General features: G+C 70.0%; 21 protein-coding genes and 3 tRNA genes. 13 read left to right on the top strand and 11 right to left on the bottom strand.

The annotated features are described in order from the left end of the window. Positions 1-397 precede the first annotated feature (397 nt). The 7 genes from gyrB to BLR49_RS03600 all read left to right on the top strand — a co-directional run bounded on the left by gyrB (position 398) and on the right by BLR49_RS03600 (position 6,689). On the top strand, positions 398-2,503 hold the full coding sequence (gene gyrB, locus BLR49_RS03625) for a DNA topoisomerase (ATP-hydrolyzing) subunit B (protein ID WP_092533940.1): 2,106 nt from the start codon (positions 398-400) through the stop codon (positions 2,501-2,503). Between the two features lie 121 nt (positions 2,504-2,624). Further along, the gene (gene gyrA, locus BLR49_RS03620) at positions 2,625-5,285 is read left to right on the top strand and encodes a DNA gyrase subunit A (protein ID WP_092533594.1); all 2,661 of its coding nucleotides are present in this window, start codon (positions 2,625-2,627) and stop codon (positions 5,283-5,285) included. Then, the gene (locus BLR49_RS03615) at positions 5,282-5,788 is read left to right on the top strand and encodes a DUF3566 domain-containing protein (protein WP_092533591.1); all 507 of its coding nucleotides are present in this window, start codon (positions 5,282-5,284) and stop codon (positions 5,786-5,788) included. Before gyrA ends, BLR49_RS03615 begins: the two co-directional genes overlap by 4 nt. Positions 5,789-5,838: 50 nt before the next feature. Next, a tRNA-Ile gene (locus BLR49_RS03610) sits at positions 5,839-5,912 on the top strand. Positions 5,913-5,941: 29 nt separating this feature from the next. Continuing rightward, complete coding sequence (locus BLR49_RS13405) at positions 5,942-6,076, top strand: DLW-39 family protein (protein WP_218121298.1); 135 nt, start codon at positions 5,942-5,944, stop codon at positions 6,074-6,076. 3 nt (positions 6,077-6,079) lie between these two features. Next, positions 6,080-6,152, top strand: a tRNA-Ala gene (locus BLR49_RS03605). A 153-nt stretch (positions 6,153-6,305) separates the two neighbouring features. After that, entirely contained in the window at positions 6,306-6,689 is a 384-nt protein-coding gene (locus BLR49_RS03600) for a DUF4342 domain-containing protein (protein ID WP_092533588.1), read from the top strand. A gap of 1,338 nt (positions 6,690-8,027) precedes the next feature. On the opposite strand, the gene BLR49_RS03595 is transcribed toward BLR49_RS03600, so the two are convergent. Beyond that, positions 8,028-8,864, bottom strand: a complete 837-nt coding sequence (locus BLR49_RS03595) for a rhomboid family intramembrane serine protease (RefSeq protein ID WP_092533585.1) — start codon at positions 8,862-8,864, stop codon at positions 8,028-8,030. Between the two features lie 37 nt (positions 8,865-8,901). Further along, on the bottom strand, positions 8,902-9,435 hold the full coding sequence (locus BLR49_RS03590; RefSeq protein WP_245690399.1) for a peptidylprolyl isomerase: 534 nt from the start codon (positions 9,433-9,435) through the stop codon (positions 8,902-8,904). Positions 9,436-9,583: 148 nt separating this feature from the next. Between BLR49_RS03590 and BLR49_RS03585 the strand changes: the two genes are divergently transcribed. The 5 genes from BLR49_RS03585 to BLR49_RS13225 all read left to right on the top strand — a co-directional run bounded on the left by BLR49_RS03585 (position 9,584) and on the right by BLR49_RS13225 (position 12,665). Then, positions 9,584-10,204, top strand: coding sequence for a hypothetical protein (locus BLR49_RS03585; RefSeq protein WP_176760915.1), 621 nt, complete (start codon positions 9,584-9,586; stop codon positions 10,202-10,204). A 158-nt stretch (positions 10,205-10,362) separates the two neighbouring features. Continuing rightward, positions 10,363-11,226, top strand: a complete 864-nt coding sequence (locus tag BLR49_RS03580; protein ID WP_092533582.1) for an aldo/keto reductase — start codon at positions 10,363-10,365, stop codon at positions 11,224-11,226. A 145-nt stretch (positions 11,227-11,371) separates the two neighbouring features. Next, complete coding sequence (locus BLR49_RS03575; protein ID WP_092533932.1) at positions 11,372-11,725, top strand: cell division protein CrgA; 354 nt, start codon at positions 11,372-11,374, stop codon at positions 11,723-11,725. Positions 11,726-11,739: 14 nt separating this feature from the next. After that, the gene (locus tag BLR49_RS03570) at positions 11,740-12,510 is read left to right on the top strand and encodes a class E sortase (RefSeq protein ID WP_092533580.1); all 771 of its coding nucleotides are present in this window, start codon (positions 11,740-11,742) and stop codon (positions 12,508-12,510) included. Next, on the top strand, positions 12,510-12,665 hold the full coding sequence (locus BLR49_RS13225) for a hypothetical protein (protein WP_176765765.1): 156 nt from the start codon (positions 12,510-12,512) through the stop codon (positions 12,663-12,665). The genes BLR49_RS03570 and BLR49_RS13225 overlap by 1 nt, the downstream gene beginning before the upstream one ends. Positions 12,666-12,816: 151 nt before the next feature. Here BLR49_RS13225 and pknB read toward each other — a convergent pair whose 3' ends face one another. Genes pknB through BLR49_RS03535 form a run of 7 tightly spaced genes read right to left on the bottom strand, consistent with a single transcriptional unit; the run spans position 12,817 to position 21,483 of the window. Continuing rightward, positions 12,817-14,625 (bottom strand): Stk1 family PASTA domain-containing Ser/Thr kinase, encoded by a 1,809-nt coding sequence (pknB, locus tag BLR49_RS03565; RefSeq protein ID WP_218121301.1) that lies wholly within the window; start codon positions 14,623-14,625, stop codon positions 12,817-12,819. Between the two features lie 20 nt (positions 14,626-14,645). After that, complete coding sequence (locus BLR49_RS03560; RefSeq protein WP_092533574.1) at positions 14,646-15,887, bottom strand: serine/threonine-protein kinase; 1,242 nt, start codon at positions 15,885-15,887, stop codon at positions 14,646-14,648. Further along, the gene (locus BLR49_RS03555; RefSeq protein WP_092533571.1) at positions 15,884-17,377 is read right to left on the bottom strand and encodes a peptidoglycan D,D-transpeptidase FtsI family protein; all 1,494 of its coding nucleotides are present in this window, start codon (positions 17,375-17,377) and stop codon (positions 15,884-15,886) included. The genes BLR49_RS03560 and BLR49_RS03555 overlap by 4 nt, the downstream gene beginning before the upstream one ends. Beyond that, positions 17,374-18,882 carry an FtsW/RodA/SpoVE family cell cycle protein gene (locus BLR49_RS03550; protein ID WP_092533567.1) on the bottom strand — a complete coding sequence of 503 codons (1,509 nt, stop codon included), beginning with the start codon at positions 18,880-18,882 and terminating at the stop codon, positions 17,374-17,376. The genes BLR49_RS03555 and BLR49_RS03550 overlap by 4 nt, the downstream gene beginning before the upstream one ends. Continuing rightward, positions 18,879-20,324 carry a PP2C family protein-serine/threonine phosphatase gene (locus tag BLR49_RS03545; RefSeq protein ID WP_092533564.1) on the bottom strand — a complete coding sequence of 482 codons (1,446 nt, stop codon included), beginning with the start codon at positions 20,322-20,324 and terminating at the stop codon, positions 18,879-18,881. The genes BLR49_RS03550 and BLR49_RS03545 overlap by 4 nt, the downstream gene beginning before the upstream one ends. Further along, positions 20,321-20,779, bottom strand: a complete 459-nt coding sequence (locus BLR49_RS03540; protein ID WP_092533561.1) for an FHA domain-containing protein FhaB/FipA — start codon at positions 20,777-20,779, stop codon at positions 20,321-20,323. Before BLR49_RS03540 ends, BLR49_RS03545 begins: the two co-directional genes overlap by 4 nt. Continuing rightward, complete coding sequence (locus tag BLR49_RS03535) at positions 20,776-21,483, bottom strand: FHA domain-containing protein (protein ID WP_092533559.1); 708 nt, start codon at positions 21,481-21,483, stop codon at positions 20,776-20,778. Before BLR49_RS03535 ends, BLR49_RS03540 begins: the two co-directional genes overlap by 4 nt. A gap of 331 nt (positions 21,484-21,814) precedes the next feature. On the opposite strand from BLR49_RS03535, the gene BLR49_RS03530 reads away from it, so the two are divergent. Then, positions 21,815-21,901: transfer RNA gene (locus BLR49_RS03530), tRNA-Leu, on the top strand. A 533-nt stretch (positions 21,902-22,434) separates the two neighbouring features. On the opposite strand, the gene BLR49_RS03525 is transcribed toward BLR49_RS03530, so the two are convergent. Continuing rightward, entirely contained in the window at positions 22,435-22,872 is a 438-nt protein-coding gene (locus tag BLR49_RS03525; RefSeq protein WP_245690397.1) for a VanZ family protein, read from the bottom strand. After that, the gene (locus BLR49_RS03520) at positions 22,853-23,464 is read right to left on the bottom strand and encodes a phosphoribosyltransferase (protein ID WP_092533556.1); all 612 of its coding nucleotides are present in this window, start codon (positions 23,462-23,464) and stop codon (positions 22,853-22,855) included. The genes BLR49_RS03525 and BLR49_RS03520 overlap by 20 nt, the downstream gene beginning before the upstream one ends. Positions 23,465-24,090 lie beyond the last annotated feature (626 nt).

The following is a 24,090-nucleotide window of genomic DNA, read 5'->3' as shown; positions in this document are numbered from 1 at the left end:
CGGACGCGCTGCACGGTGCCGCCAGAACCCGCCCCGACCCCAGGCAGTGGAATCGCATCTGCCTGCGGGCAGCGACCGGGATGCTGCAGCGGCGTCGGCCCGTGCGACACGGCATCCTCCCGGACGGCCGGGCGCCGACGGCAACATCTACGGCCAGGAGTTGCGACTGCAGGTGATGTTGCCCACGTCTCGATCAGTACCGCAGCGTCCGCAAGCAGACGCGGACACGGTAGAATCGCCACGGAAATGCCCATGGTGCGCCCAGGGCCATGCGCAAGGTACCCACCTACACGCGCCGGGTTCCGCGCCCGGATTCCGGCGCCTGCGTGACCGCATGGATATCGTCCCGGCGCATATGACGAGGAGCAACTGATACGTGTCTGACCTGGATCAGCCTGTGGCCGCAAGCGGCAACACCGGCAGCCTTGACCATCCCGATTCCCCTGCCGGCGGTCCTGTTGAGGATGCCGACGCTACGGCCTCTGAGGAGCGCGCCCCGGCGAGCTATGACGCCGGGGACATCACCGTCCTGGAGGGCCTGGAGGCGGTGCGCAAGCGCCCCGGCATGTACATCGGCTCCACCGGTGAGCGGGGCCTGCACCACCTGGTCTACGAGGTGGTCGACAACGCCGTGGACGAGGCGCTCGCGGGCTTCTGCGACCACATCGAGGTGACCATCCTGGCCGACGGCGGCCTGCGCGTGGTCGACAACGGCCGCGGCATCCCCGTCGACGAGCATCCCACCGAGCACAAGCCCACCGTCGAGGTGGTCATGACCATCCTGCACGCCGGCGGCAAGTTCGGGGGCGGCGGCTACGCCGTGTCCGGCGGCCTGCACGGGGTGGGCATCTCCGTGGTCAACGCCCTGTCCACCCGCGTGGACACCGAGGTGCGCCGTCAGGGCCACGTGTGGCGCATGAGCTTCGGCGACGGCGGGCACCCGCTGACCCCCCTGGTCCGGGGCGAGGAGACCGACGCCACCGGCACCACCCAGACCTTCTACCCGGACCCGGCCATCTTCGAGACGACCGTATTCGACTACGAGACCCTGCGCCGTCGCTTCCAGCAGATGGCCTTCCTCAACAAGGGCCTGCGCATCACCCTGACCGACGAGCGCGAGGGCGTGACCGACTCCGGCGACGAGATCACCGGCGACGAGCTCGGCACCGCGGACGACCCGGTCAAGGGCCACCGCTCGGTCACCTACTGCTACGAGCACGGGCTGCGCGATTACGTCGCCTTCCTCAACCGCTCCAAGAAGGTCGAGCTGATCCACCCGGAGATCATCGACTTCGAGGCCGAGCAGGACCTCGGCGACGGGCGCGCCATCAGCCTGGAGATCGCCATGCAGTGGACCGGCGCCTACTCCGAGTCCGTGCACACCTACGCCAATACCATCAACACCACCGAGGGCGGCACCCACGAGGAGGGCTTCCGCACCGCGCTGACCACCCTGGTCAACAAGTACGGGCGCGAGAAGGGCCTGATCAAGGACAAGGACGACAACCTCACCGGTGACGACATCCGCGAGGGCCTGACCGCCGTCATCTCCGTCAAGCTCACCGAGCCGCAGTTCGAGGGGCAGACCAAGACCAAGCTCGGCAACACCGAGGCCCGCACCTTCGTGCAGCAGACCGTATACGCCCGGCTCGGCGACTGGCTGGACTCCCACCCCGCCGACGCCAAGGCCGTGCTGACCAAGGCCACCCAGGCCGCGGCCGCCCGCCTGGCCGCCCGCAAGGCCCGGGAGGCCACCCGCCGCAAGGGGGTGCTGGAGACCGCCTCCATGCCCGGCAAGCTGCGCGACTGCTCCTCCCGCAACGCCGAGGAGTGCGAGATCTTCATCGTCGAGGGCGACTCGGCCGGCGGCTCCGCAGTCGGCGGCCGCGACCCCGAGCACCAGGCGATCATGCCGATCCGCGGCAAGATCCTGAACGTGGAGAAGGCCCGGCTGGACCGCGCCCTGTCCTCCGACACCATCCGCTCGCTGATCACCGCCTTCGGCACCGGCATCGGTGAGGACTTCGACATCTCCAAGCTCCGCTACGGCAAGATCGTCATCATGGCCGACGCCGACGTGGACGGCCAGCACATCGCCACCCTGCTGCTGACCCTGCTGTTCCGCTACATGCGGCCGCTGATCGAGCAGGGCCACACCTACATCGCCATGCCGCCGCTGTACCGGCTCAAGTGGGTGGGCGCCGAGCACGAGTTCGCCTACTCCGACGCCGAGCGCGACCAGCTGCTCGCCGCCGGCGCCGAGGCCGGGCGCCGCCTGCCCAAGGAGGGCGGCATCCAGCGCTACAAGGGTCTGGGCGAGATGAACGACCACGAGCTGTGGGAGACCACCATGGACCCGGCCAACCGGATCCTCAAGCGGGTCACCCTGGATGAGGCCGCCGACGCCGACGAGACCTTCTCCATCCTCATGGGGGACGACGTCGAGCAGCGCCGCTCCTTCATCCAGCGCAACGCCGCCGACGTCCGCTTCCTGGACATCTAGGCGGTCGGCGGGCTCCCGACCCCCGACAGCGGCCGGGCCGGCCCCGCCGCCCGTCGGCTCGCCGTCGGCCCGCGCACCGCGCCACCACTGAACTTCAGCACCCCACCAGCAAAGGAAACCCGTGAGCGACGAGACCACCGAGCTCCCCGCCCTGGAGCCGACCGGAGACCGCATCCACCCGGTCGACCTCCAGATGGAGATGCAGCGCTCCTACCTCGACTACGCCATGAGCGTCATCGTCGGACGCGCCCTGCCCGACGTGCGCGACGGGCTCAAGCCGGTTCACCGCCGGGTCCTGTACGCCATGTACGACGGCGGCTACCGCCCCAACGCCTCCTTCTCCAAGTCCTCCCGCGTGGTGGGCGAGGTCATGGGCAACTACCACCCCCACGGCGACGCCGCCATCTACGACGCGCTGGCCCGCCTGGTGCAGTGGTGGTCGCTGCGCTACCCGCTGGTGGCCGGGCAGGGCAACTTCGGCACCCCCGGCAACCTCGGCCCCGCCGCCCCCCGCTACACCGAGTGCAAGATGGCCCCGCTGGCCATGGAGATGGTGCGGGACATCGACGAGGACAGCGTCGACTTCCAGGACAACTACGACGGCCGCAACCAGGAGCCGGTGATCCTGCCGGCCCGGTTCCCGAACCTGCTCGTCAACGGCTCGGAGGGCATCGCGGTGGGCATGGCCACCCGCATCCCCCCGCACAACCTGCGCGAGGTGGCCAACGGCGTGCAGTGGTTCCTGGACCACCCCGACGCCTCCCGCGAGGAGCTGCTGGAGGCGCTGATCGAGCGCATCCCCGGCCCCGACTTCCCCACCGGCGCCACCATTCTGGGGCGGCGCGGCATCGAGGACGCCTACCGCACCGGCCGCGGCTCGATCACCCAGCGCGCCGTCGTCAACGTCGAGGAGATCCAGGGCCGCCAGTGCCTGGTGGTCACCGAGCTGCCCTACCAGGTCAACCCCGACAACCTCGCCGACAAGATCGCCCAGCTGGTGCGCGACGGGCAGATCAGCGGCATCGCCGACATCCGCGACGAGACCTCCGGCCGCACCGGGCAGCGCCTGGTCATCGTGCTCAAGCGCGACGCCGTGGCCAAGGTCGTCCTGAACAACCTGTACAAGCGCACCCAGCTGCAGGACAACTTCCCCGCCAACATGCTGGCGCTGGTGGACGGCGTGCCGCGCACCCTGTCCCTGGACGGCTTCGTGCGCCACTGGGTCGCCCACCAGATCGACGTCATCGTGCGCCGCTCCAAGTTCCGGCTGCGCAAGGCCGAGGAGCGGCTGCACATCCTCGAAGGCCTGCTCAAGGCCATTGACGCCCTCGACGCCGTCATCGACCTGATCCGCCACTCGCCCACCACGGACGAGGCGCGCACCGGCCTGATGGAGCTGCTCGGCGTCGACGAGGCCCAGGCCGAGGCCATCCTCTCCCTGCAGCTGCGGCGCCTGGCCGCCCTGGAGCGATTGAAGATCCAGCAGGAGTCCGACGAGCTGACCGCCCGCGTGGCCGACCTGAAGGACATCATCGCCGACCCGGCCCGTCAGCGCCGCATCGTCTCCGAGGAGCTGGCCGAGATCGTCGACAAGTACGGCGACGAGCGCCGCACCAGGATCCTGCCCTTCGACGGGGAGGTCAGTGCCGAGGACCTGATTCCCGAGGAGGAGGTGGTGGTCACCATCACCCGCTCCGGCTACGCCAAGCGCACCCGCACCGACGCCTACCGCTCCCAGCACCGCGGCGGCAAGGGCGTGCGCGGCGCCGCCCTGCGCGAGGACGACGTCGTCGACCACTTCTTCGTCACCTCCACCCACAACTGGCTGCTGTTCTTCACCAACCTCGGCCGGGTCTACCGGGCCAAGGCCTATGAGCTGCCGGAGGGCGGCCGTGACGCCAAGGGGCAGCACGTGGCCAACCTGCTCGCCTTCCAGCCGGGCGAGGAGATCGCCGAGGTGATGGAGCTGCGCGACTACGAGCAGGCCGACTACCTGGTGCTGGCCACCCGCCGCGGCCTGGTCAAGAAGACCCGCCTGGCCGAGTACGACTCCAACCGGTCGGCCGGACTGATCGCCATCAACCTGCGCGAGGACGCCGACGGCAACCCCGACGAGCTGGTCTCCGCGTCCCTGCTGTCCGCCGGGCAGGACCTGCTGCTGGTCTCCCGCCACGGCCAGGCGCTGCGCTTCACCGCCGACGACGCCACCCTGCGCCCCACCGGCCGCGCCACCAGCGGCGTCACGGGCATGCGGTTCCGCGACGGCGACGCCCTGCTGGCCATGGATGTGGTGGACCCCGCCTGGGAGGACGCCGACCTGTTCGTCGTCACCGAGGGCGGCTACGCCAAGCGGACGCTCGCAACCGACTACCCGGTCAAGGGCCGCGGCGGCCTGGGCGTGAAGGTCGCCGACCTGGTGGAGGAGCGCGGCGACCTCGTGGGCGCCCTGACCACCGCCCCCACCGACGAGGTCATGTGCATCATGGCCTCGGGCAAGGTGGTGCGCAGCGCCGTCGCCGAGGTCTCCCGCACCGGTCGCAACACCCGCGGCGTCACCTTCGCCAAGCCCGATGAGGGCGATCGCATCATCGCCGTCGCCCGCAACCCCGAGCAGGAGCTCGACGAGGAGTCCGGCGACGCCTCGGCGGACTCCGCGCCGTCGGCCGACTCGGCCGACGGGGTGGCCGACGAATCCGCGGCCGAGAACACCGGGGTGGACGCTGCGGCCGGGCCTGCCGACACGGTATCGTCTGAGGACGACGAGAGTGAGGTTCAGGCATGAGTCAGCCGGAGTCCTTCCCGCCCGCCCAGGGCGGACAGACCCAGTCCCCCGCCGCGGCCGACCCGGCCGCCTCCGCGGCCCCGCCCGCAGCCGAGGCGGCCGGAGCACCACAGAAGTCCGCCAAGACCATCGTTGGGCCGCGCCGCGTCAGGCTCGCCCTGACCCGCATCGACCCCTGGTCGGTGATGAAGGCCTCCTTCCTGCTGAGCGTGGCCGTCGGCATCATGCTGGTCGTGGCCGCCGCCTTCGTGTGGTTCATGCTGGATGCGATGCACGTGTTCTCCACCATCCAGGACCTGGTGGGCACCGTCATGGACTCCAGCAACAACGCCTACTCGGCGCTGCTCGAGTACATGAAGTTCTCCCGCGCCATCTCCATGGCCACGGTCATCGCCGTCGTCAACATCATTCTGACGACCGCGCTGGCCACCATCGGAGCCTTCCTGTACAACATCACGGCCGCGCTCGTCGGTGGGGTTCATCTCACACTCGCAGATGAGTGATCGCATTTGGTGGCTGACGACTCGGTGGGCTAGTCTCTTCCGCGTCGCCCGGGCCTATAGCTCAGTTGGTTAGAGCGCATCCCTGATAAGGATGAGGTCGCTGGTTCGAGTCCAGCTAGGCCCACCGTCCGCGGTGGAACATGAGGAGGCTTCATGAAGAGCCGAACGCTCCTGCTCACCGCGGTTTTTTCGTTCCTCGGCGCCGTCGGCTACGCCACCTGGCTTAAGCTGGAGGCCGACCGGGCAGAACGAGCCGCATGGGCGGAGGTCACCGACCCCGTCGCATGACCGGGGGCCATGGCGCAATTGGTAGCGCACCTGCTTTGCAAGCAGGGGGTTACGGGTTCGAGTCCCGTTGGCTCCACTCAGATCCCCTCCGATCCCCGCCCGCCCTGCGGGAGGGGAGTGCCGACCGGCGCCGTTGCGGCTCGAGGAAGCTCGTTGCGGGTACGCCTCGGGGAAGAGTCAGGGCGCTTCCCCATGGTGCCCCGCCCAGCGACCGCGCCAGACTGGAGCCATGAGCGCAGACACCTTCGGCACCGCCGGACCCGACCAGAGCTCCAACACCGCCTCGGGCACCAACCCCCGCACCGTCGTCGACTGGATCACCGTCGCCGGCGACCAGCTGATCGCCACCGTCAAGCAGCTGGTGGCGGACGGGAACGTACGCCGCGTGATCCTGCGCGACTCCTCCGGCCGGGAGTTTCTCAGCGTGCCGCTCACGGCTAGCGCGGTGGTTGGCGGCATCACGGTGCTGGCCGCGCCGGTGCTTGCCGCCATCGGTGTCGTAGCCGCCATGGTCGCCGAAGTCACCCTCGAGGTGGAGCGCACCGACGTCGACGGCGAAAGCGGTTCCGACACCGGCACCACGACGCCGGCGAGCCCCGGCCCCGAGGCATAAGCAGCAGACCGTTCGCGTCAGCACGGCTGAGCGAGGGCCGTTCCCGGAGCATTCGCCCGACGCGCTTGCAGCCGTGCATGGCGGCAGTCTCCGAGCCTGGACGAGATCATCGGCGTTCACGCCGCTCCACAGGTGCGGTCGGTTCGCGTACACAGGTCGGCGGCGTGAATCCCCCCAGGTTGTGGGCTATCGGTCTTTCCGCACCAGCACGCGCATTTCGCCGATCATCCCCAGCTGTGCGCAACCCTGTGGAGAACTACATCGATGTGTTTCCCCAGGGGTGTCCACAGGTGTGGAGGAATAACAGGTGTGTGCTTCCCCAGATTCCACAGGGCTGATGCATGTGTGGATACGCAATGACGGCCTGCAAGGGTCTGGTGCTGTTGGATTACTGGCTCTTTCGGTTTGTGGGTGTGGTGGGTGTTGGTGTGGTGTGTGGTGTTCGCGGGAGGGTGTGCGGGCCTCGAGAGCGAGGGCCCCTTATTAGCAAGCAGTCACGCGCCGACCAGTCTGGTTCCCCAGCAGCAGTAGGGGTGCTTCGCCGACGGGCCCCCTGGCGCTGGCGTGTTCCCCACCCCCGCCCCGGCCTGCGTGTTGTTGGCGAGGTGTGCTTCCAGGTGCTCGTCGGCGCCCCCGCTTCGTCCCGGGCTTGGAGCGCCTGCGTCCAGTTGGACCGCCTGGCTGCGGTTGGACCGTCTGCGTGCGGTTGGACTGCCTCAAGCGCACTCTCAGACGGTCCATCTGGAGGGACGCGGTCCAAGTGGAGGGACGCGGTCCAAGTGCGGGGCCCCGGCCCGAGCACCGAGGGGTTGACAGCATGCCTGCTCCGCGACACGCCAGGGCGGAGTACCCCCGCTCGTGCCAGCAGCCCGTGGTGGCTCGGCACGGGGCTGCCGCGGGAGGGGTCGTACTCGGGCTGAAGGGGACGTGCCCGCCCGGCCGGGGTCGTGCTCGGGCTTGCGAGGACGTCTTCGGGCCGGCCGGGTCGCTGTCGCTTCCGGGCCGGGATCATTCAAGGACGCGGGCTAGACCCCCAGGACGCCGGCCGGCCGTCGACAACGCCCTCCCAGACAGCGCCCTGAAGGACCGGACCACCTCGTCGCGGGCCAACCCACACCCCCAAACCCGAAGAACCGGATGACTGAGCTCAGGCGGCTCAGGCCGCCGTACTGATGGTCCAGAGGAGCTGGTATTTCGGGTCAGAAAGGCGGGCCGAAAGCGCGGCGAGGCCGCCTGGAGCAGCCCGAGGCGCCAGGGTTCGGTTGGCGGGCCGAAAGTGCCGGTGCCTGGGCGCGACAGCCACCCGTCGGCGCACAACGCCGACCGACCTCGGCGGCGTTAGACCAGGAGGGCTCGGGCCACGGCCAGGCCGACCAGGGCCACCGCCACGCCCACGGTGCCCCACACGCCCACCGCCGTTCGCCTCTCGCGCGGTGCCCAGGCGTAGATGGCGGACACCAGCAGCCCGGTGATGAAACCTCCCAGGTGTCCCTGCCAGGAGATGTTCGCGCCCACCACCGAGATCACCAGGTTGATCACCAGCAGGCCCACGATGGTCGAGGTATCACGCCCGAAGCGGCGCTGAATCACGAACACCGCCGCGAACAGGCCGAAGATGGCTCCGGAGGCGCCCACCGTCCCCGTGATCCACGAGGGTGACGTCGGCGCGGCGAGCCAGTAGATCGCCGTCGACCCGCCAAGCGCACTCAGGGCGGTCAGGGCGGTGAACCGCCAGCGTCCCAGCAGCGGCTCGAGAGAATTGCCCAGCACCCACAGCGCCCACATGTTGAGGGCCAGGTGCAGGAGCGAGGCGTGCAGCAGTGCCGTTGACAGGAACCGCCACGGCTGACCGGCGGCGAGCGCGGGAACGAAATCGAACCAGCCCGCGAGCGCCGGGTAGACCATTTGCACCGCGTATACCACCACGCAGGTACCCACCAGGAGCTTGGTGACCAGCGCATCGGCCACGACGTTGCCGCCCAGGGCGGTGCGCACGCCCCGGCGGCGCGAACTCGCGCTACGGGCGCAGTCCACGCAGTGAATTCCGACGGCGCTGGGCACCTGGCACTCCGGGCAGGTGGGGCGGCCGCAGCGCTGGCAGCGCACGTATGCCACACGGTCCGGGTGACGCGGGCACACTGGCGCCGTGCCGACCCGCGGGTCCGGCTGGGTCATGAGTCGCTCCCGTCCCGACGACGCCGCTCGGCCCGGCTCACCGCTGAATGGTCACCGAGGTGATGACCACGTCCTCGAGGGGGCGGTCGCGCGGGTCGGTGGCCACGGCGGAGATGGCGTCGACGACCTGCCGGGAGGCGTCGTCGGCGACGGCGCCGAAGATCGTGTGCTTGCCCTGCAGCCACTCGGTGGGGGCGGTGGTGATGAAGAACTGCGAGCCGTTGGTGCCCTTGCCCAGGCGGCGGCCGGCGTTGGCCATGGCCAGGACGTAGGGGGCGGTGAAGGTCAGGGAGGGGTCGATCTCGTCGTCGAAGACGTAGCCGGGGCCGCCGGTGCCGGTGCCCAGCGGGTCGCCGCCCTGGATCATGAATCCCGGGATCACCCGGTGAAAGACCACGCCCGCATACAGGGGGGCATTGGACTGCTGCCCCGTGCGCGGGTCGGTCCAGGTCTTCTCGCCGGTCGCCAGGCCGACGAAGTTGGAGACGGTCTCCGGTGCCTGGGCGGGGAAGAGCTCGAGCCGAATGTCGCCGAGGGTGGTGTGGAGTGTCGCTTCGATGGTCGCTTCCATGCTCGTCATCGTCGCACGTGTTTCCGGGGTGATCCTGGGACCCGGTGTTCACCCCAGGCAGAACGGCACCCAGGTTGGTGGGTGCGAGCTGCGTTACAGTGCCACCATTGAACTGAACAACCTCATCGTTCCGAGCAGGGAGACCGACATGGCTTACATCCTCGACAAGAAGATCGATCTCGATCAGGCACGCCAGGAGGCGGCTACGCTCGCGGACGCCATCGCGGCCCAGGCGGGTCGCGCCGCCGGCTGGGCGGCGCCCCGCGTCAGCCGGGCCCGTGAGGAGTTCGTCAAGGCCGCCAAGGAGGCACAGCTGCGCGCCCAGCCCGTTGTTGAGGAGGCGCGCACCCGAGTGGTCGAGGAGTACGTTCCTGCGGCCCAGCGCGCCGCCGAGGGGGCGCGCATCCGGGTCGTGGAGGAGTATGTCCCCGCGGCCCAGCGCGCCGCCGTCGCCGCCCAGGAGGCCGCCAACACCGAGGGCACGCTGACCGAGCGCGCCCAGCGCATCGCCGTCGCCGCGAAGCAGGCGGCGCTGACCCCGGAGGTACCAGTGAAGAAGAAGCACCCCGTCCTCAAGACCTTCGGCTGGCTCGCCGTCGCCGGCTGCGCCGCGGGCGCCGCCTACGTGATTTGGCGCCGCAGCCAGCCGATCGAAGACCCCTGGGCCGAGGAGTACTGGGCGGACTCCACCGATGAGCCCGCCGTCTCCGAGGCGCCCGAGGCTCCGGTTGACGCCCCGGCGCAGCCGGAGGCCCCCGCGGCCGAGTGAACCGAGCCGGTCGGCCGCGCCCGGTCGGACCGCATCCGTCGGCGCCCCCCGCCAGGTATCGGCGGGCGGGCGCCGACGCGCATTCGGCGGGGTGCGGCCGAGCGACCACCGTCCCCCGGGTATGGTGCGGCACACAGTCTCGTCGTTAGGCTGGTGCCATGAGCAGCACCGCCATTCCCGTACCCGTCCTACCCCTGCGCCAGGGCACCGCGGGCACCGAGCCCGTGGCGATCCCGCAGCTCGGATTCGGCACCTACAAGGTCGGTGATGCCGACGCCGAACGGATTGTCGACCAGGCCCTGCAGGTCGGCTACCGGCACATCGACACCGCGCAGATGTACGGCAACGAGGCCGGAGTCGGGCGGGCGCTCGCGGCCTGCGGCATTCCGCGCGACCAGTTGTGGATCACCTCCAAGCTCAACAACCCCAACCATCGCCGGGAGGACGCCCTGCGCAGCTTCGACGCCACCATGGCGGATCTGCAGTTGGACGTCCTCGACCTGTTCCTGGTGCATTGGCCGCTGGCGAACTCCCCGGGCATCGATCTGGTGGACACCTGGCGCACCATGATCGAGATCCTCCAGTCCGGGCGCGTGCGCGCCATCGGAGTATCCAACTACCAGGACGAGCACCTGCGCACCATCATCGACGCCACCGGGGTGACGCCCGCCGTCAACCAGGTCGAGTTGCACCCCTACCTGACCCAGCGGGAGCTGCGGACCGTACACGAAGGGCTCGGCGTCGTCACCGAGTCCTGGTCCCCGCTCGGCCGCGGCCGCCTGCTGGAGGACCCCGAACTGGCCCGGCTCGCCGAGGAGCTGGGGGTGAGGCCCGCACAGGTCATCATCCGTTGGCACCTGCAGCACGGTCTGGTGGTCATCCCCAAGACCACGCATGTCGAGCGCATGCGTGCCAATGCGGACGTCTTCGGCTTCGAGCTGACGGCGGAGCAAATGGCAGCCGTGGACGCCCTCGACCGGGGCCTGCGCACCGGCTCCCACCCCGACCAGGTGCAGGTCTGACGGCGGCCTCGGTTCGAGGGGCGGGTCACTCAACCGGAACCCGGGGGATTGCCGGGCGCGTCCCGGTCATCCCTTAGGCTAGAGGGCAGCAGGTTTCGGGTTGCGGGCCGTCGATGTCGCCCGCATGGTCAGTGAGGAGACGCGCGTGGCGCAGACCAAGGGCGAGAAGAAGACAAGGCCGGAGCGCTCCGGAAACCCGGCCAAGCGCGCCGCCGCCGAGCGGGCCCGCATGGAGGAGTCCCGGGCCGCCGCCAACCGTGTCTCCCGCGTTCCCCGCAAGGTCAAGGAGAAGGGCTCGCCGCGCTGGTACGCCCCGGTGATGGTGACACTGCTGGTGGTCGGCCTGCTGTGGGTGGTGGTCACCTATCTGTTCAAGGGCACCTACCCGCTGCCGTACTTCGTTGAGAACCACGCCAGCGACTGGCTGGTCAACGGCAACCTCTACGTCGGCTTCGCCATCATGCTGGTCGGCTTCCTGGGCCTGCTGCGCTGGAAGTAGCAGAAGGGGAGCGCATGACGGCGAAGACGGCACGGCGCCACACGGCGCGGCCCCGGGGCCGCAGGCGGGTGCTCGACGCCATCCTGTTCGGACTCGGCGAACTGCTGATCACCGCCGGGCTGGTGGTGGCCCTCTTCCTGGTCTGGCAGCTGTGGTGGACGGGCCTGGACGCGACCGCGAAGGCCGACGCCATAGCCACCGACTTCGCCTCCACGCAGGTGGACTCGCCCAATGTCGAGGGCACCAGGCACTACGACGACCCGCCGGAGGTAGCCGCCGTCGGCTACGGGGAGGTCATCGGGATGCTGGTGGTTCCCAAGTGGTACGGCGTCACCAACAACAACATGCCGATTCTGGAGGGCATCGGCTCCGACGTCCTCGACCAGGCCGCCGCCGGACACTATCCCGACACGCAGCAGCTCGGCGCCGTCGGCAACTTCGCCATCGCCGGCCACCGTCGCACCAACGGCAACTCCTTCCGGCGCATCGACCTGCTGGAGGAGGGTGACGAGATCATCGTCGCCACCAAGGACACCTGGTACGTGTACACGGTTACGAGCCACGAGATCGTGGAGCCGACCGACGTCGACGTCATCGCCCCGGTGCCCGGCCAGCCCGGCGTCGCCCCCACCGAGCGCATGCTGACCATGACCACCTGCCACTCCCTGACCGTGGGCGAGTGGGGCAATGACCACCGGTGGATCGTCCACGCGAAGTTCACCTACTGGATGGAGCGCGCAGAGGGACGCCCCGCCTCCGTGCTGAACGACGAGGGGGTCAACTGATGTACGGATGGATCTGGCGGCACCTGCCCGGGCCGGTGTGGCTGCGCCTTATCGAGGCGCTGATCCTCGCGGCGGCCGTGGTGCTGCTCCTGTTCGAGGTCGTCTTCCCCTGGGCCAACGAGGTCTGGAACCTGTCCGGCGAGGCGACCGTATAGAGGCGGTCGGGTCGACCGGGATGGCTCTGCCGTACACGCGGGCAGCAGGGGCGGCCAGTCACCGGCGCGCAGCCACATCTACCGATCTGGGTACGTGACTTCTACCGATCTCGGCACGGTGGTGGGGAGATGAAGGATGACGGACGCCGAATCAGTGCCCCTGGCCGTCCTGATTGTCAGCGCCGCTGTTCTGCTCCGAGCCGTGTGTGGAGGTCGCCTGCGGCTCCGGCGTGGCCGTGGCGGGCGCCCGGTAGGTGTAGTGAGTGATGGTTAGCGTCACCGACTGGCCGGCGTCCACCGAGGAGCCCGCACTCGGGCTCACCGCGGTGACGATGCGCTGGTCGTTCAGGCTCTCGTCGTCGGTGGTCTCCTCCACCGTGGAGCTGTTGTAGGTCAGGCCCGCCGCCTCGATGGCGGACTGCGCCTCGTCCTGCGACAAGCCCTCCACGTTCGGCACCGTGGTCTTCCCGGAGGAGACCACCAGGGACACCGTCGAGCCGCGCTCCACCGGGGTGCCGGCCACCGGGTCGGTGCGGATCACCTGGCCGGAGGCGACATCTGCGGAGTCCTCGGTGGTCACGTCCCCGACCGTCAATCCGGCGTCGGTGATGGCGGTGCGGGCGTCCGCCTGAGACTTGCCGGACACGTCGGGCACGTCCACCATGGCCGATCCGGAGGAGAAGTGCACGGTCACGGTCGATCCCAGCACCACCGAGGTGCCCTCGCCGGGGTCGGTGGAGACGGCCAGGCCGGCGTCGACCGTGTCGGAGTTGACGTCGTCGCCCTTCTGGTAGACCAGGCCCAGGCCCTCAATGGCTGCCTGCGCGTCGGACTCACTCATGCCGGACACGGTCGGCACGGCCACGGCCGTCACGGTCGGCGACGGTGTCGGCTCGGGACCGTTGCTCAGGTTCCCGGAGGCCCACAGGCCCAGCAGCGTGCCCAGGGCGATGAGGGCCCCGAGCACCAGCACCCACACCCACCAGCGGCGACGCGGCTGCTCGTCCTCCTCCGAGGGCGTCGACGGCTCCTCCTCCGGGGAGGGGGCCGCGACGGCGGAGGCCTCGGGGGCCAGGACCGTGGTGGCCGCCCAGGTGTCGGTGGCCGGCGCGGCCACATCCATCCCGCGGGCCGCCGCCAGCAGGTCGGCGCGCATGTGGGCGGCGTCCTGGTAGCGGTCGTCCCGCTTCTTCGCCAGCGCCTTGAGGACCACCCGGTCCAGGGCGTCGGGGATGTCCGCCGCGATGGACGACGGCGTCTTCGGGATCTCCCGGACGTGCTGGTAGGCGATCGCCACCGCCGAGTCGCCGGTGAAGGGGGGCTGGCCGGTCAGCAGCTCATACAGCAGGCAGCCGGTGGAGTACAGGTCGCTGCGGGCGTCGACCACCTCGCCGCGCGCCTGCTCCGGGGACAGGTACTGGGCGGTGCCGACGACGGCGTGCGTCTGGGTGACGGTGGCGGCGGAGTCCTCCACGGCGCGGGCGATGCCGAAGTCCATGACCTTCACGGCGCCGGCCTGCGTGAGCATGATATTGCCGGGCTTGATGTCGCGGTGCACGATACCGGCGCGGTGGGAGTACTCCAGGGCGTCGAGCACGCCCGTGGTGATCTCAACCGCCTCCGGAATCGGCACGGCCTCGCCCTCACCGAGCAGCTCGCGCACGGTGTGCCCCTCGACGTACTCCATGACGATGAACGGAACCGTGCGCGTGGTTCCGTCCAGCTGCGTCAGCTCCTCCTCGCCGGAGTCGTAGACCGCCACGATCGCCGGATGGTTGAGGGCGGCCGCGGACTGCGCCTCACGGCGGAAGCGCGCCTGGAAGGTGGGGTCACCGGCGATGTCCGAGCGCAGCAGCTTAATGGCGACGATCCGGCTCAGACGCGTGTCGTAACCGAGGTGCACCTCGGCCATGCCGCCGCGACCGATGAGCTCTCGCAGCTCGTAACGTCCGGCAAGCATCTGCTGAGGGGACTCAATCGTCACAGTGCCTCCTTCGAAGAGGTGGTGGACACAAGCGCATGACTACGCGATGCGCCCGGGTGCGCTGAAGCAAGGGTACCCGTCGTCACCAGCAAAACCAGCAGGATCAGGATGATGACCAGGATGCGGATGGTGCCGGCGGGCAGCCCGAAGCGCTCCTTGCCGGAGGCGTGCCGGGTGGACGCCCGCGCGGTGGCGGGGGCCGCGGCGACGGCGGCCCTGGTGCGGTCCACGGCCGGGACGGTCCGGGTGGACGGGGTTGCAGTGGGCTGCTCCCGGGGGCCGACGGCGGCCGCGCTCGCGGGCGTCCGCTCGGCGTCGGTGGTGGTCTCCTGCGTCCCTCCGCCGGGAGCCGCTACGGGGGTGGTGCGGCCGGTGGACGCCCAGGTGGGAGTCTCGCGGGGATCCCACGACTCGGCGGGCAGGTTGACCACGATCCGGTCCAGGCGGCGGGCGAGCTCACGCGCCGAGCGGGGCCGATCGGCAGGCTTCTTGGACAGCAGCTCCATGACCACCTCGCGCACCTCGGGCGGCAGGTGGTCGGGCAGTGGCGGAACCGGCTGGTTGACGTGGGCGAAGGCGATGTCGACCTGGGTGGATCCGGTGAAGGGGCGGTGCCCGGCCAGCGCCTCGTAGGCGATCACCCCCAGGGCGTACAGGTCCCCGGACGGGGTGGCCATGTTGCCCATGGCCTGCTCGGGGGCCAGGTACTGGGCCGTGCCCATCACCATGCCGGTGGCTGTCATGGGGCGCTGATTGACGCCCATGGAAATGCCGAAGTCGGTGAGCTTGGCCAGCCCCTCCCGGTTGATCAGGATGTTGGAGGGCTTGATGTCGCGGTGCACGACGCCGGAGTCGTGCACCACCTGCAGGGCGCGGGCGACCTGCGCCAGGATCGGCAGGATCTCCTCGGGCGCCATGGTGCCGCGCTCGTCGAGGATGTCGGACAGGGCGCGCCCCTGCACCAGCTCCATCACGATCCAGCCGGAGCCGCGCCGCTCGCCCGAGTCCAGCACGACGGCGAGGTTCGGGTGCCGCAGTCCCCGCGAGTTGGCGGCCTCGGCGCGCAGCCGGGACAGGAAGATCTCGTCCCCGGCCAGCTCGGGGCGCAGGATCTTCGCGGCCACCGCCCGGCCGGAGCGCAGGTCGGTGGCACGCCACACCTCACCCATGCCGCCCAGGGCGATGCGCTCGACGAGCTGATAGCGGCCCTGCAGCTCCAGACCGGGCTCGGGCTTCATTGATCCACCGCCGCGTCAATGACGGAGGCGGCGATGGGGCCGGCCACCGAGCCGCCGGTGCCGGTGGTGGCGGTCTGCTCACCGCCGTCGAGCACAACCGCGAGCGCGATCGTGGGCTGGGAGATGTCCGTGCCGGCGAAGCCGACGAACCAGGTGACGGGCCCGCCTTCGGCCGAGCCGGTCTCGGCGGTGCCGGTCTTGCCGGCCACGGTCACCCCGGCTACCTGCGCGGTGGTGCCGGTGCCGTCTTTGACGACCTGCTGCATCATCTCCGACAGGCTCTGGGCCACCCCGGAGTCGATCGGCGTGCGCGCGACGGAGGGGGAGGTGGTGGACACGACGGACAGGTCGGAGTCGAGCGTCTGGGCGATCAGGTAGGGGGTCATCTGCTCGCCGTCGTTGGCGATGGTGGCGGCGACGGAGGCCATCATCAGCGGCGTGACCCGCACCGACGCCTGTCCGATTCCGGCCATGGCGGTCTGCGCCTTGGAGTCATTGGCCGGGTAGGTGGACTGCGTCACCGGCAGCGGGATCTCCAGGCTCTCCCCGAAGCCCCAGTTGGCGGCCTCGGTGGCGAGCTCGTCGTCGCCCACGTCCATGGCCAGCTGGGCGAAGGGCGTGTTGCAGGACTCGGCGAAGGCGTAGGCGAGTGTCACCGTGCCGTTGCCGCAGGACTCGCCGGCGTAGTTGGACAGGGCGTGGTTGGTGCCCGGCAGGGTGAGCGTGTCCGGGGCCGACACCTCGGTGGAGGCGTCGGCGGTGCCGGTGCGCAGGGCCGCCGACATGGTCAGGATCTTGAAGGTGGAGCCCGGCGGGTACAGGTCCCCGGCGATGGCCCGGTTGCTGAGTGGCTTGGCGGCGTCGCCGGCCAGGGTGTCCCAGGCGGACTGGGCGGTGCCGGCGTCGTGGGAGGCGAGCAGGTTGGGGTCGTAGGAGGGGGAGGAGACCAGGGCCAGGATCGCGCCGGTGGACGGGTCCAGGGCGACGACGCTGCCCCGCCGGCCGCCCAGCGCGTCCCAGGCGGCCTGCTGCACCTGCGGGTCGATGGTCAGCTTGACGGCGCCGCCCTGCTGGGTCTCACCGGTGATCAGGGACTTGATGCGGCTGGAGAACAGGGAGGGGTCCTCGCCGTTGAGCACGGAGTTCGCGGCCAGCTCCAGGCCGGTCATGGAGGAGAAGTGGGTGGAGAAGTACCCGGTGACGGGGGCGTACAGCTCTCCGGCCGGGTAGGTGCGCTGGTAGGCGTAGGCGTCGTCGGACGCCTCGGAGTCGGCGACGACGATGTCCCCCGCCAGGATCTGGCCGCGGTCGGTGCCGAACTGGGCGTAGACCATGCGGGAGTTGCGCGTGTCGGTGGTCAGCGTGCCCTGCGCGGAGGAGGACTCCCACAGGGCCGGGCGGCTCAGACCCTGCACGCTGGTCAGTGACGCCGCCAGCGCGAGCATCATCACCAGCACCAGGACGGTGACCTGCCGGATCTGCCGGTTCATGCGCCGTCCTCCTCGGGTGCGGGCGGAGCGGGCGTGAAGGTGGGCGGGTCGGCCTTCGCGCCGGCGCCTGCGGCGTCGTCGGCGTCGCGCACCCGCTTGCGCAGCGAGCTGGGCAGTTCGGCGGTGTCGATGATGCGCGGAGCGGCCGCGGTGGGGCGGCGGGCGGCGTCGGACAGGCGCAGCAGCAGCGCCAGAATGATCCAGTTCGCGATCAGGGAGGAGCCCCCGTAGGCGAGGAACGGGGTGGTCAGGCCCGTCAGTGGAATCAGCCGGGTGACCCCGCCGACCACGACGAACACCTGCAGGGCGATGGTGAATGACAGCGCCGTCGCCAGCAGCTTGCCGAAGCCGTCCCGCAGCGCCAGGGCGGTGCGCAGCCCCCGCTGCACCAGGATCAGGTAGAGCATGAGGATGGCGAGCGTGCCGGTGAGCCCAAGCTCCTCCCCGAGGGAGGCGACGATGAAGTCGGAGTTGGCGAAGGTGGTCAGGTTCGGATAGCCCTCGCCCCAGCCGGTGCCCATCAGTCCGCCGTACGCCATGCCGAACAGGCCGGTCACCAGTTGCCAGGACCCCCCCGGCATCTCGTAGACGGACGGGTCCATCGCGTGCAGCCAGGCGGTGATGCGCTGCTGCACGTGGGCCAGGTTGGTGGCGGCGAACCAGGCGGCCGGCAGGAACAGGGCGCCGCCGATCAGCAGCCAGCTGGGCCGGTCCGTGGCCACGTACAGGGTGACGACGAACAGGCCGAACAGGAGCACCGAGGAGCCCAGGTCGCGCTGAAGCACGAGCACCACGATGCTCACTCCCCACACCACCAGCAGGGGCATCAGGTGTCGGGCGCGCGGCAGGTTCATCCCCAGCACCCGCCGGCCCGCCAGGGCCAGGTTGTCCCGGTTGGAAACCAGGTAGGAGGCGAAGAAGACCGCCAGCAGCACCTTGGTCAGCTCTGCCGGCTGGAAGGACATCGGGCCCAGGTGGATCCAGATGCGGGCGCCGTTGACCTCCGTGCCCAGACCGGGCACGAAGGGCAGCACCAGGAAGCCCAGGCCGCCCCACATGGCCCAGCGGTCCCAGCGGCGCAGCAGCCGGTAGTCCCGCATCAGCAGCACCAGGCAGAACAGGACCACTCCCAGCGCCGTCCACACCGCCTGCTTGGGGCCGTAGTCGTGGGTCTGTCCCATTCGCTCGTAGGACAGGTCCAGCCGGTGGATCATGGCCAGTCCGATCCCGTTGAGGGCGACCGCCGTCGGCAGCAGCACCGGATCGGCCCAGGGCGCGGTGCGCCGTACCCACAGGTGCACGACCAGGCACACCGCCGCGAGGGCGGCGGCCAGCCGGAGGGACTGGGCGGGGGAGGAGCCGGTGCGGTTGATGGCCGTCAGCACGAAGGCCGCCAGGCCGATGACCAGGGCGATGCTCAGCAGACCGGCCTCGGCCCAGCGGCCCGTGTGGCGGGACGATGCCGAACTCGGGACCGTTGCGGGACGGACGGCGGGGGCACTCATGCAGTTGACCCCTGCTGGCCCGCCGCCGTGGGTCCCAGGGCCCGGGCGGGGGATGAGGACGACGTCGGCGTCGAGCTCCGGGAGGGTGTCGGCTGCGGGGTCGGGGCGGTCGGCGTCGGGGTCGGCTCCGGGGCGGGGGTGGCCTCGGAGCCGTCCACCAGGTTGTCCATCACGGTGGTGCGCACGTACCGGCGGGCCGCGGCCAGCGAGGGCTGCTGCACGGTCCGCTCCAGCTTGGCCAGGATCTGCTCGTTGAGGTCCTCGACGTCGGGCTCGGTGTAGGTCTGCACCACGTGACTGAGCGAGATCGGGCCGACGGTCTGGGGAATGCCCTGGTAGATGGCGATCTGGCCGTCCAGAGTGGTCACGTAGTACTGGGACTGGGTCCACTGATAGCCCAGAACCCCGGCGCCGAGGAGGGTCAGGATCAGGACCAGGGAGGCGAGGGCGGAGCGCAGGCGGCGCTTGCGGCGCCTGACCAGCTCGGTGCGGGCCTGGGCGGCAACCGCCTCCTCCTCGGTGGTGTCGGTGGGGGCCGGAGCGGGGTCCAGGCCGGCCACCAGGGCGGCGGCCTTCGCGGCCGGGGTGGTCGCCTCCACGGACTCGACCGGTTCGGGAGGGGATTGCGAGTGCCTGCCGGCGGCGGCCTGCTGCAGGCGGGCGCGTCGGTTGGCGGCGGAGCCGACAATCTGGGTGTCGGTCTGCGGCTGGGGGTCGTCGTCGACGACGTCGAACACCACCACGGTGATGTTGTCGGGGCCGCCGGCGCGCAGGGCGAGGTCGATCAGCTGATCGCCGACCTGGCCGGGGTCATCCACGTTGGCGAGCACTTCTCCGATCGTCTCGGCGGTGACCGGGCCGCTGAGTCCGTCGGAGCACAGCAGCCAGCGGTCGCCGGGCACCGCCTCGCGGATGGACTCGTCCAGCTGGACCTCGCCCTCGGCGTCACCGAGCACGCGCAGCAGCACGGAGCGCTGCGGATGCCGGCGCGCCTGGTCGCGCGTCAGCCTGCCGGTCTCCACCAGGTACTCGACGAAGGTGTGGTCGGTGGTGACCTGGGTGAGCTCGCCGTCGCGCAGCAGGTAGGCGCGCGAGTCGCCGACGTGAACCATGGCGAGCTTGTTGCCGGAGCGCATCACCGCGATGCAGGTGGTGCCCAGGCCGGCCAGGTCGGGGTTGTCGCTGGACAGGGAGACCAGGTCGGCGTGGGCCTCCTGGACGGCACCGCGCAGCAGGTCGAGCAGGTCGCCGGCCTGGTGGGAGTCGGCGTCCAGCGGCACCAGGTGCTCGACGGCGACGGCGGAGGCGATGTCCCCGCCGGCGGGTCCGCCCATGCCGTCGCACAGCAGCATCAGGTGCGGGCCGGCGTAGCCGGAGTCCTGGTTCGAGGCGCGCACCAGCCCGACGTCACTCCTGGCGGCGTAGCGCAGGGAGATGGTCATGGGCGCAGCTCCAAGGTGGTCTGGCCGATTCGTACCGGCACTCCGACGGGTAGTTCAACGGCACCGTACACGGGGCGTCCGGCCAGCGTCGTGCCGTTGGTTGAGGACAGGTCCTCCAGCCACCAGGCGCCGTCCTTCGGGAAGACGCGGGCATGGCGGGAGGAGGCGTAGGAGTCGTTGAGCACGAGCGTGCAGTTCTGGTCCCGGCCGATGGTGATGGAGGTGGGTGTCAGCGGCACCATGGAGCCCGCCAGCGGGCCCTCGGTGATTACCAGGCGGGTGGGACCGCGGTTGCGACCGGTGGGGGTGGCGGCGTCGCGCGCGCTGCGACGGCGGGCCGGAGCGGCGGATACGTCGGTGACGTCGCGGCGCAGTGCGCGTACGACGAAGAAGACGAATACCCACAGCAGGACCAGGAATCCCAGTCGGGCGATGGTGAATGCGAGTTGGCTCACCCGTTGGTCCCTGTGCCCTGTGTGCCGTCCCAGAACATGATCCGGGTGCGTCCGATGGTGAGCGTGTTGCCGTCCAGGAGGGTGGCGGCGTCGACCCGGTGGCCCTCCACGAAGGTGCCGTTAGTGGAGCCCAGGTCCGTGGCGATCGCGTGCCCCTGGGTGAGGCGGATCTCCAGGTGGCGCCGGGAGACGCCGGAGTCGTCAACGATGATGTCGGCCTCGCTGCCGCGGCCGATCACGGTGACCGGGCCGGTGAGCAGATAGCGCTGCCCGTCGATGTCCAGGATGGGGTGGGTGGGGGAGGCGGTCGCTGCGGCTGCGGGGGCGGCGGCGCCGCGGCGCGTGGAGGAGTCGATCTCGATGGTGGGGGGTGTCAGGGACTCATCGGGGATGAAGGAGACGTCTACCGGGCCGACGAAGGAGTAGCCCTGCTCGCCGGCGTGGGTGGTGGCGACCTCCTCCATCTGCCGGACCATCTCGTCCATGCCCCAGGTGTTCAGGCGCTCGACGTCGCTGGGGGCCAGGTGGATGCGGAACACGTTGGGTACCACGGAGCGGTCGCGCGCGAAGGAGGCGGCGCGCTTGTCCATCGTCTCCCGCAGCTTCGAGGCGATTTCTATGGGCTCGACGTCATTTGAGAACCGGGACATGGCCCGATTGGCGACGTTTCCGACGCCTTTCTCGAACTTGTCCAGGAGACCCATGGACTACCTCCCCGTGTGCATTGGAGCGGCCGCGGCGGCGCCGCTGCCGTCCGCGAGACGGGCGGGCGCCCGGCACGCGGCCTGATCCGGCCACGATACTGGGACTGCCCGAGGGACGTGCGCATCTGGGCAGGAATCCAGAGGTGACCTGGGCCAATGGTAACGGGTGAGGCCCTTGCGACGGGAAGGTCGATGCGACAACCGTGTTGCGATCGGATGGTGACGTCGGCGGTGCGGCGGGTAGGGGATGGGTGAGCCGTCTCACGGCAATCCGTGGCGGTCAGGATTGGACGCGGACGCCCCCGAGCCGATAGCATCAAGGCACTTCATCGCGCGAGTGGCGGAATTGGTAGACGCGCACGGTTCAGGTCCGTGTGATCTTGCGATCATGGGGGTTCGAGTCCCCCCCCGCGCACCAGGGAGGGCCCGGGCTGACAGTCAGCCCGGGCCCTCGTCGTCTGCAGGTCGGGCGCGTTGGCTTGTCGGGTTATCGGCGTGAACGTGGTGCGTTAGACCGGAGTGTCATGGGCCGGGGCGGCGTAGTGGCCAGGCTCCCGGGGGATGACGCCCACGGTGTCCAGATCTATGACAAACGCGCCTGCCGACCCTCAGGCTGCTTTGTGGATCGTTGGAGTCTCAACGTTGTGAGTCGTGCAGCTGGGAGCGGAGCCGGTGTTTGTCATCGATTTTGACAATCATTGGGAGCATCATTCCTCTCCCGGGCGAGCGACCCGGCGCCCCCGGGAGCGCCTCCGTCGCGGTGACCGGCACCCGGGCGCCGCTGATGTACCCCGGCTGGGGTTCAGGACGCGGCCCTGATGTCGAATCACGACCTTGGGGTACAAAGCACGACCTCCCCAGGGTCGTGCTTTGTACCCCAAGGTCGAAAACCGTCAGCCACACTCAGCGGCCAACACCGGGAGACGCTCCCCGTGCCAAAGTGAAGCGCCCTCAGCTGCCCTGTTCGCGCCGTCGACTCCCACGCGTCGTGTATGCCCGTAGCGCCAGGGCCAGCGCGGCGCCCGCCCAGGCGCCCACGCCGTTCTCGATGACGTTGGCGAGTGCGGGTCGACGGCCGAGCACCGGCAGTGCCCACTGGGTCAGCTCCGCGCCCAGGCCGACGGCGCAGCCCGCCAGTGCCCACGCCCACCACGGCACCCGCGGCCACCCCAGGGCGGCCGTGAGCGTCAGCGGCGCTAGCATCACCAGGTTCAAGGCGACGTCCTTGCCTGCGGGAGTGAGGAACCACGGTCCGACTCCGTCCTTGAAGGCGGACACGTCCGCCCCCGACGGCCACAGGACCGCTACTAGCACAACGCCGCAGTACGCCGCGGCGAGTACGCGCAGTACCCGGCCCGGCGCAGGCCTGTCAGTCGCCGACGCGGGCATAGAGCAGATCGGCGTTCTCCCGATCCAGTGAGGCGGGGGTAATAACGGGCAGCGCTGACCAGGGGAAGTTGATCCACTTGTCGGTCACCCGCCAGCAGTAGTCGGGCTCGAAGACGCTGTGAGGCTTGCGGTAGATGACGGCGCTGCGGGCATCGACGGATATGGTCTCGCCGCCCAGGTCAAGACCTTGGTGTTGCAGCAGCTCCATCACCATCTTGAGAGTCTTGCCGGAGTCGGCCACGTCGTCGACCACGAGCACCTTCTTGCCAGGCAGGTCGGAGGCGTCCATGAGCGGGGGCAGTACCACCGGTTCGGGCAGGGTCTCGCCTACCCCCGTGTAGAACTCGACGTTGACCGCACCCATCGCCTTGATGCCGATCGCGTAGCCGATGGCGCCGGCGGGGATCAGGCCGCCCCGGGCGATGGCGATGATCAGGTCCGGCACCCAGCCCGAGGCGACGATCTGCGCGGACAGCTCGCGCTCGGCGCGGCCGAACAGCTCCCAGGTCAGCTCTTCGCGGTCGGGGGCGGCGTCGGAGGTGGCGCCGTCGTCGAAGGGGGTGGTCGGGGCGGTGCTGCGCGCGTCGGTCACCCTTGAAATCGTAGCGACCCGTATCGGCCCGACCCGCGAGTGTCGCGGGGTGATCGGGCGACGTCGTTCCGCTGGGGCCGAATCGCGGGAGTCTTTCGGTTTGGGGTGCGGCGGGTGGTTCGTCGCCGTGTATTGCGCTGGGCGGCGACCGTAGGTGTCAGAATCTATGACAAACGGGTCCGGCGACGTCGACGGCGGCGCACGAAACGTTGGAATCATGCGGGCGCCGAATCGCGCCAGGAGGTGACGACGCGCGTTTGTCATCGATTTTGACACCGCACCCCTGGGAGGCCGCCGTCGTGCAGGCCGCCCAGGGGGCGTCTTCCGGTGACGGTTCGTCATGAACCGCGACGTGCGTCTACCCCGGGAACCGTCTGGCCTGATCCACCGCCCGAGTGCGTACATCTCCCGTCCCTCCGGGACGTGTCCCACCAGCGCGGGGACCTTCACCAGGCGCCCGCGCCGGCTTGTCGGAAGGTGCGAGGTGCTTCCTGACGCAACCTGGAAGGGGAATAGTGTGGATTTCTACGAGTCTTAATGCACCTGAAGGTGCGAGGTGCTTCCTGACTCACCGCCACCGCCGAAGTCGCTGACGCCTGCCGTCCCTGTCTTAATGCACCTGAAGG

This window comes from Actinomyces ruminicola, assembly GCF_900103885.1.
Classification (GTDB): Bacteria; Actinomycetota; Actinomycetes; order Actinomycetales; family Actinomycetaceae; genus Actinomyces; species Actinomyces ruminicola.
The sequence above is the reverse complement of the archived record's forward strand: the minus strand, read 5'-3'. Positions and strand labels throughout refer to the sequence as shown.

Coding starts and splice junctions, on each gene's coding strand:
- BLR49_RS03615 (WP_092533591.1), top strand. CDS start 5,282: ATGAGTCAGCCGGAGTCCTTCCCGCCCGCCCAGGGCGGACAGACCCAG.
- BLR49_RS13405 (WP_218121298.1), top strand. CDS start 5,942: ATGAAGAGCCGAACGCTCCTGCTCACCGCGGTTTTTTCGTTCCTCGGC.
- BLR49_RS03600 (WP_092533588.1), top strand. CDS start 6,306: ATGAGCGCAGACACCTTCGGCACCGCCGGACCCGACCAGAGCTCCAAC.
- BLR49_RS03595 (WP_092533585.1), bottom strand. CDS start 8,864: ATGACCCAGCCGGACCCGCGGGTCGGCACGGCGCCAGTGTGCCCGCGT.
- BLR49_RS03590 (WP_245690399.1), bottom strand. CDS start 9,435: ATGGAAGCGACCATCGAAGCGACACTCCACACCACCCTCGGCGACATT.
- BLR49_RS03585 (WP_176760915.1), top strand. CDS start 9,584: ATGGCTTACATCCTCGACAAGAAGATCGATCTCGATCAGGCACGCCAG.
- BLR49_RS03580 (WP_092533582.1), top strand. CDS start 10,363: ATGAGCAGCACCGCCATTCCCGTACCCGTCCTACCCCTGCGCCAGGGC.
- BLR49_RS03570 (WP_092533580.1), top strand. CDS start 11,740: ATGACGGCGAAGACGGCACGGCGCCACACGGCGCGGCCCCGGGGCCGC.
- BLR49_RS13225 (WP_176765765.1), top strand. CDS start 12,510: ATGTACGGATGGATCTGGCGGCACCTGCCCGGGCCGGTGTGGCTGCGC.
- pknB (WP_218121301.1), bottom strand. CDS start 14,625: ATGCTTGCCGGACGTTACGAGCTGCGAGAGCTCATCGGTCGCGGCGGC.
- BLR49_RS03560 (WP_092533574.1), bottom strand. CDS start 15,887: ATGAAGCCCGAGCCCGGTCTGGAGCTGCAGGGCCGCTATCAGCTCGTC.
- BLR49_RS03555 (WP_092533571.1), bottom strand. CDS start 17,377: ATGAACCGGCAGATCCGGCAGGTCACCGTCCTGGTGCTGGTGATGATG.
- BLR49_RS03550 (WP_092533567.1), bottom strand. CDS start 18,882: ATGAGTGCCCCCGCCGTCCGTCCCGCAACGGTCCCGAGTTCGGCATCG.
- BLR49_RS03545 (WP_092533564.1), bottom strand. CDS start 20,324: ATGACCATCTCCCTGCGCTACGCCGCCAGGAGTGACGTCGGGCTGGTG.
- BLR49_RS03535 (WP_092533559.1), bottom strand. CDS start 21,483: ATGGGTCTCCTGGACAAGTTCGAGAAAGGCGTCGGAAACGTCGCCAAT.
- BLR49_RS03525 (WP_245690397.1), bottom strand. CDS start 22,872: ATGCCCGCGTCGGCGACTGACAGGCCTGCGCCGGGCCGGGTACTGCGC.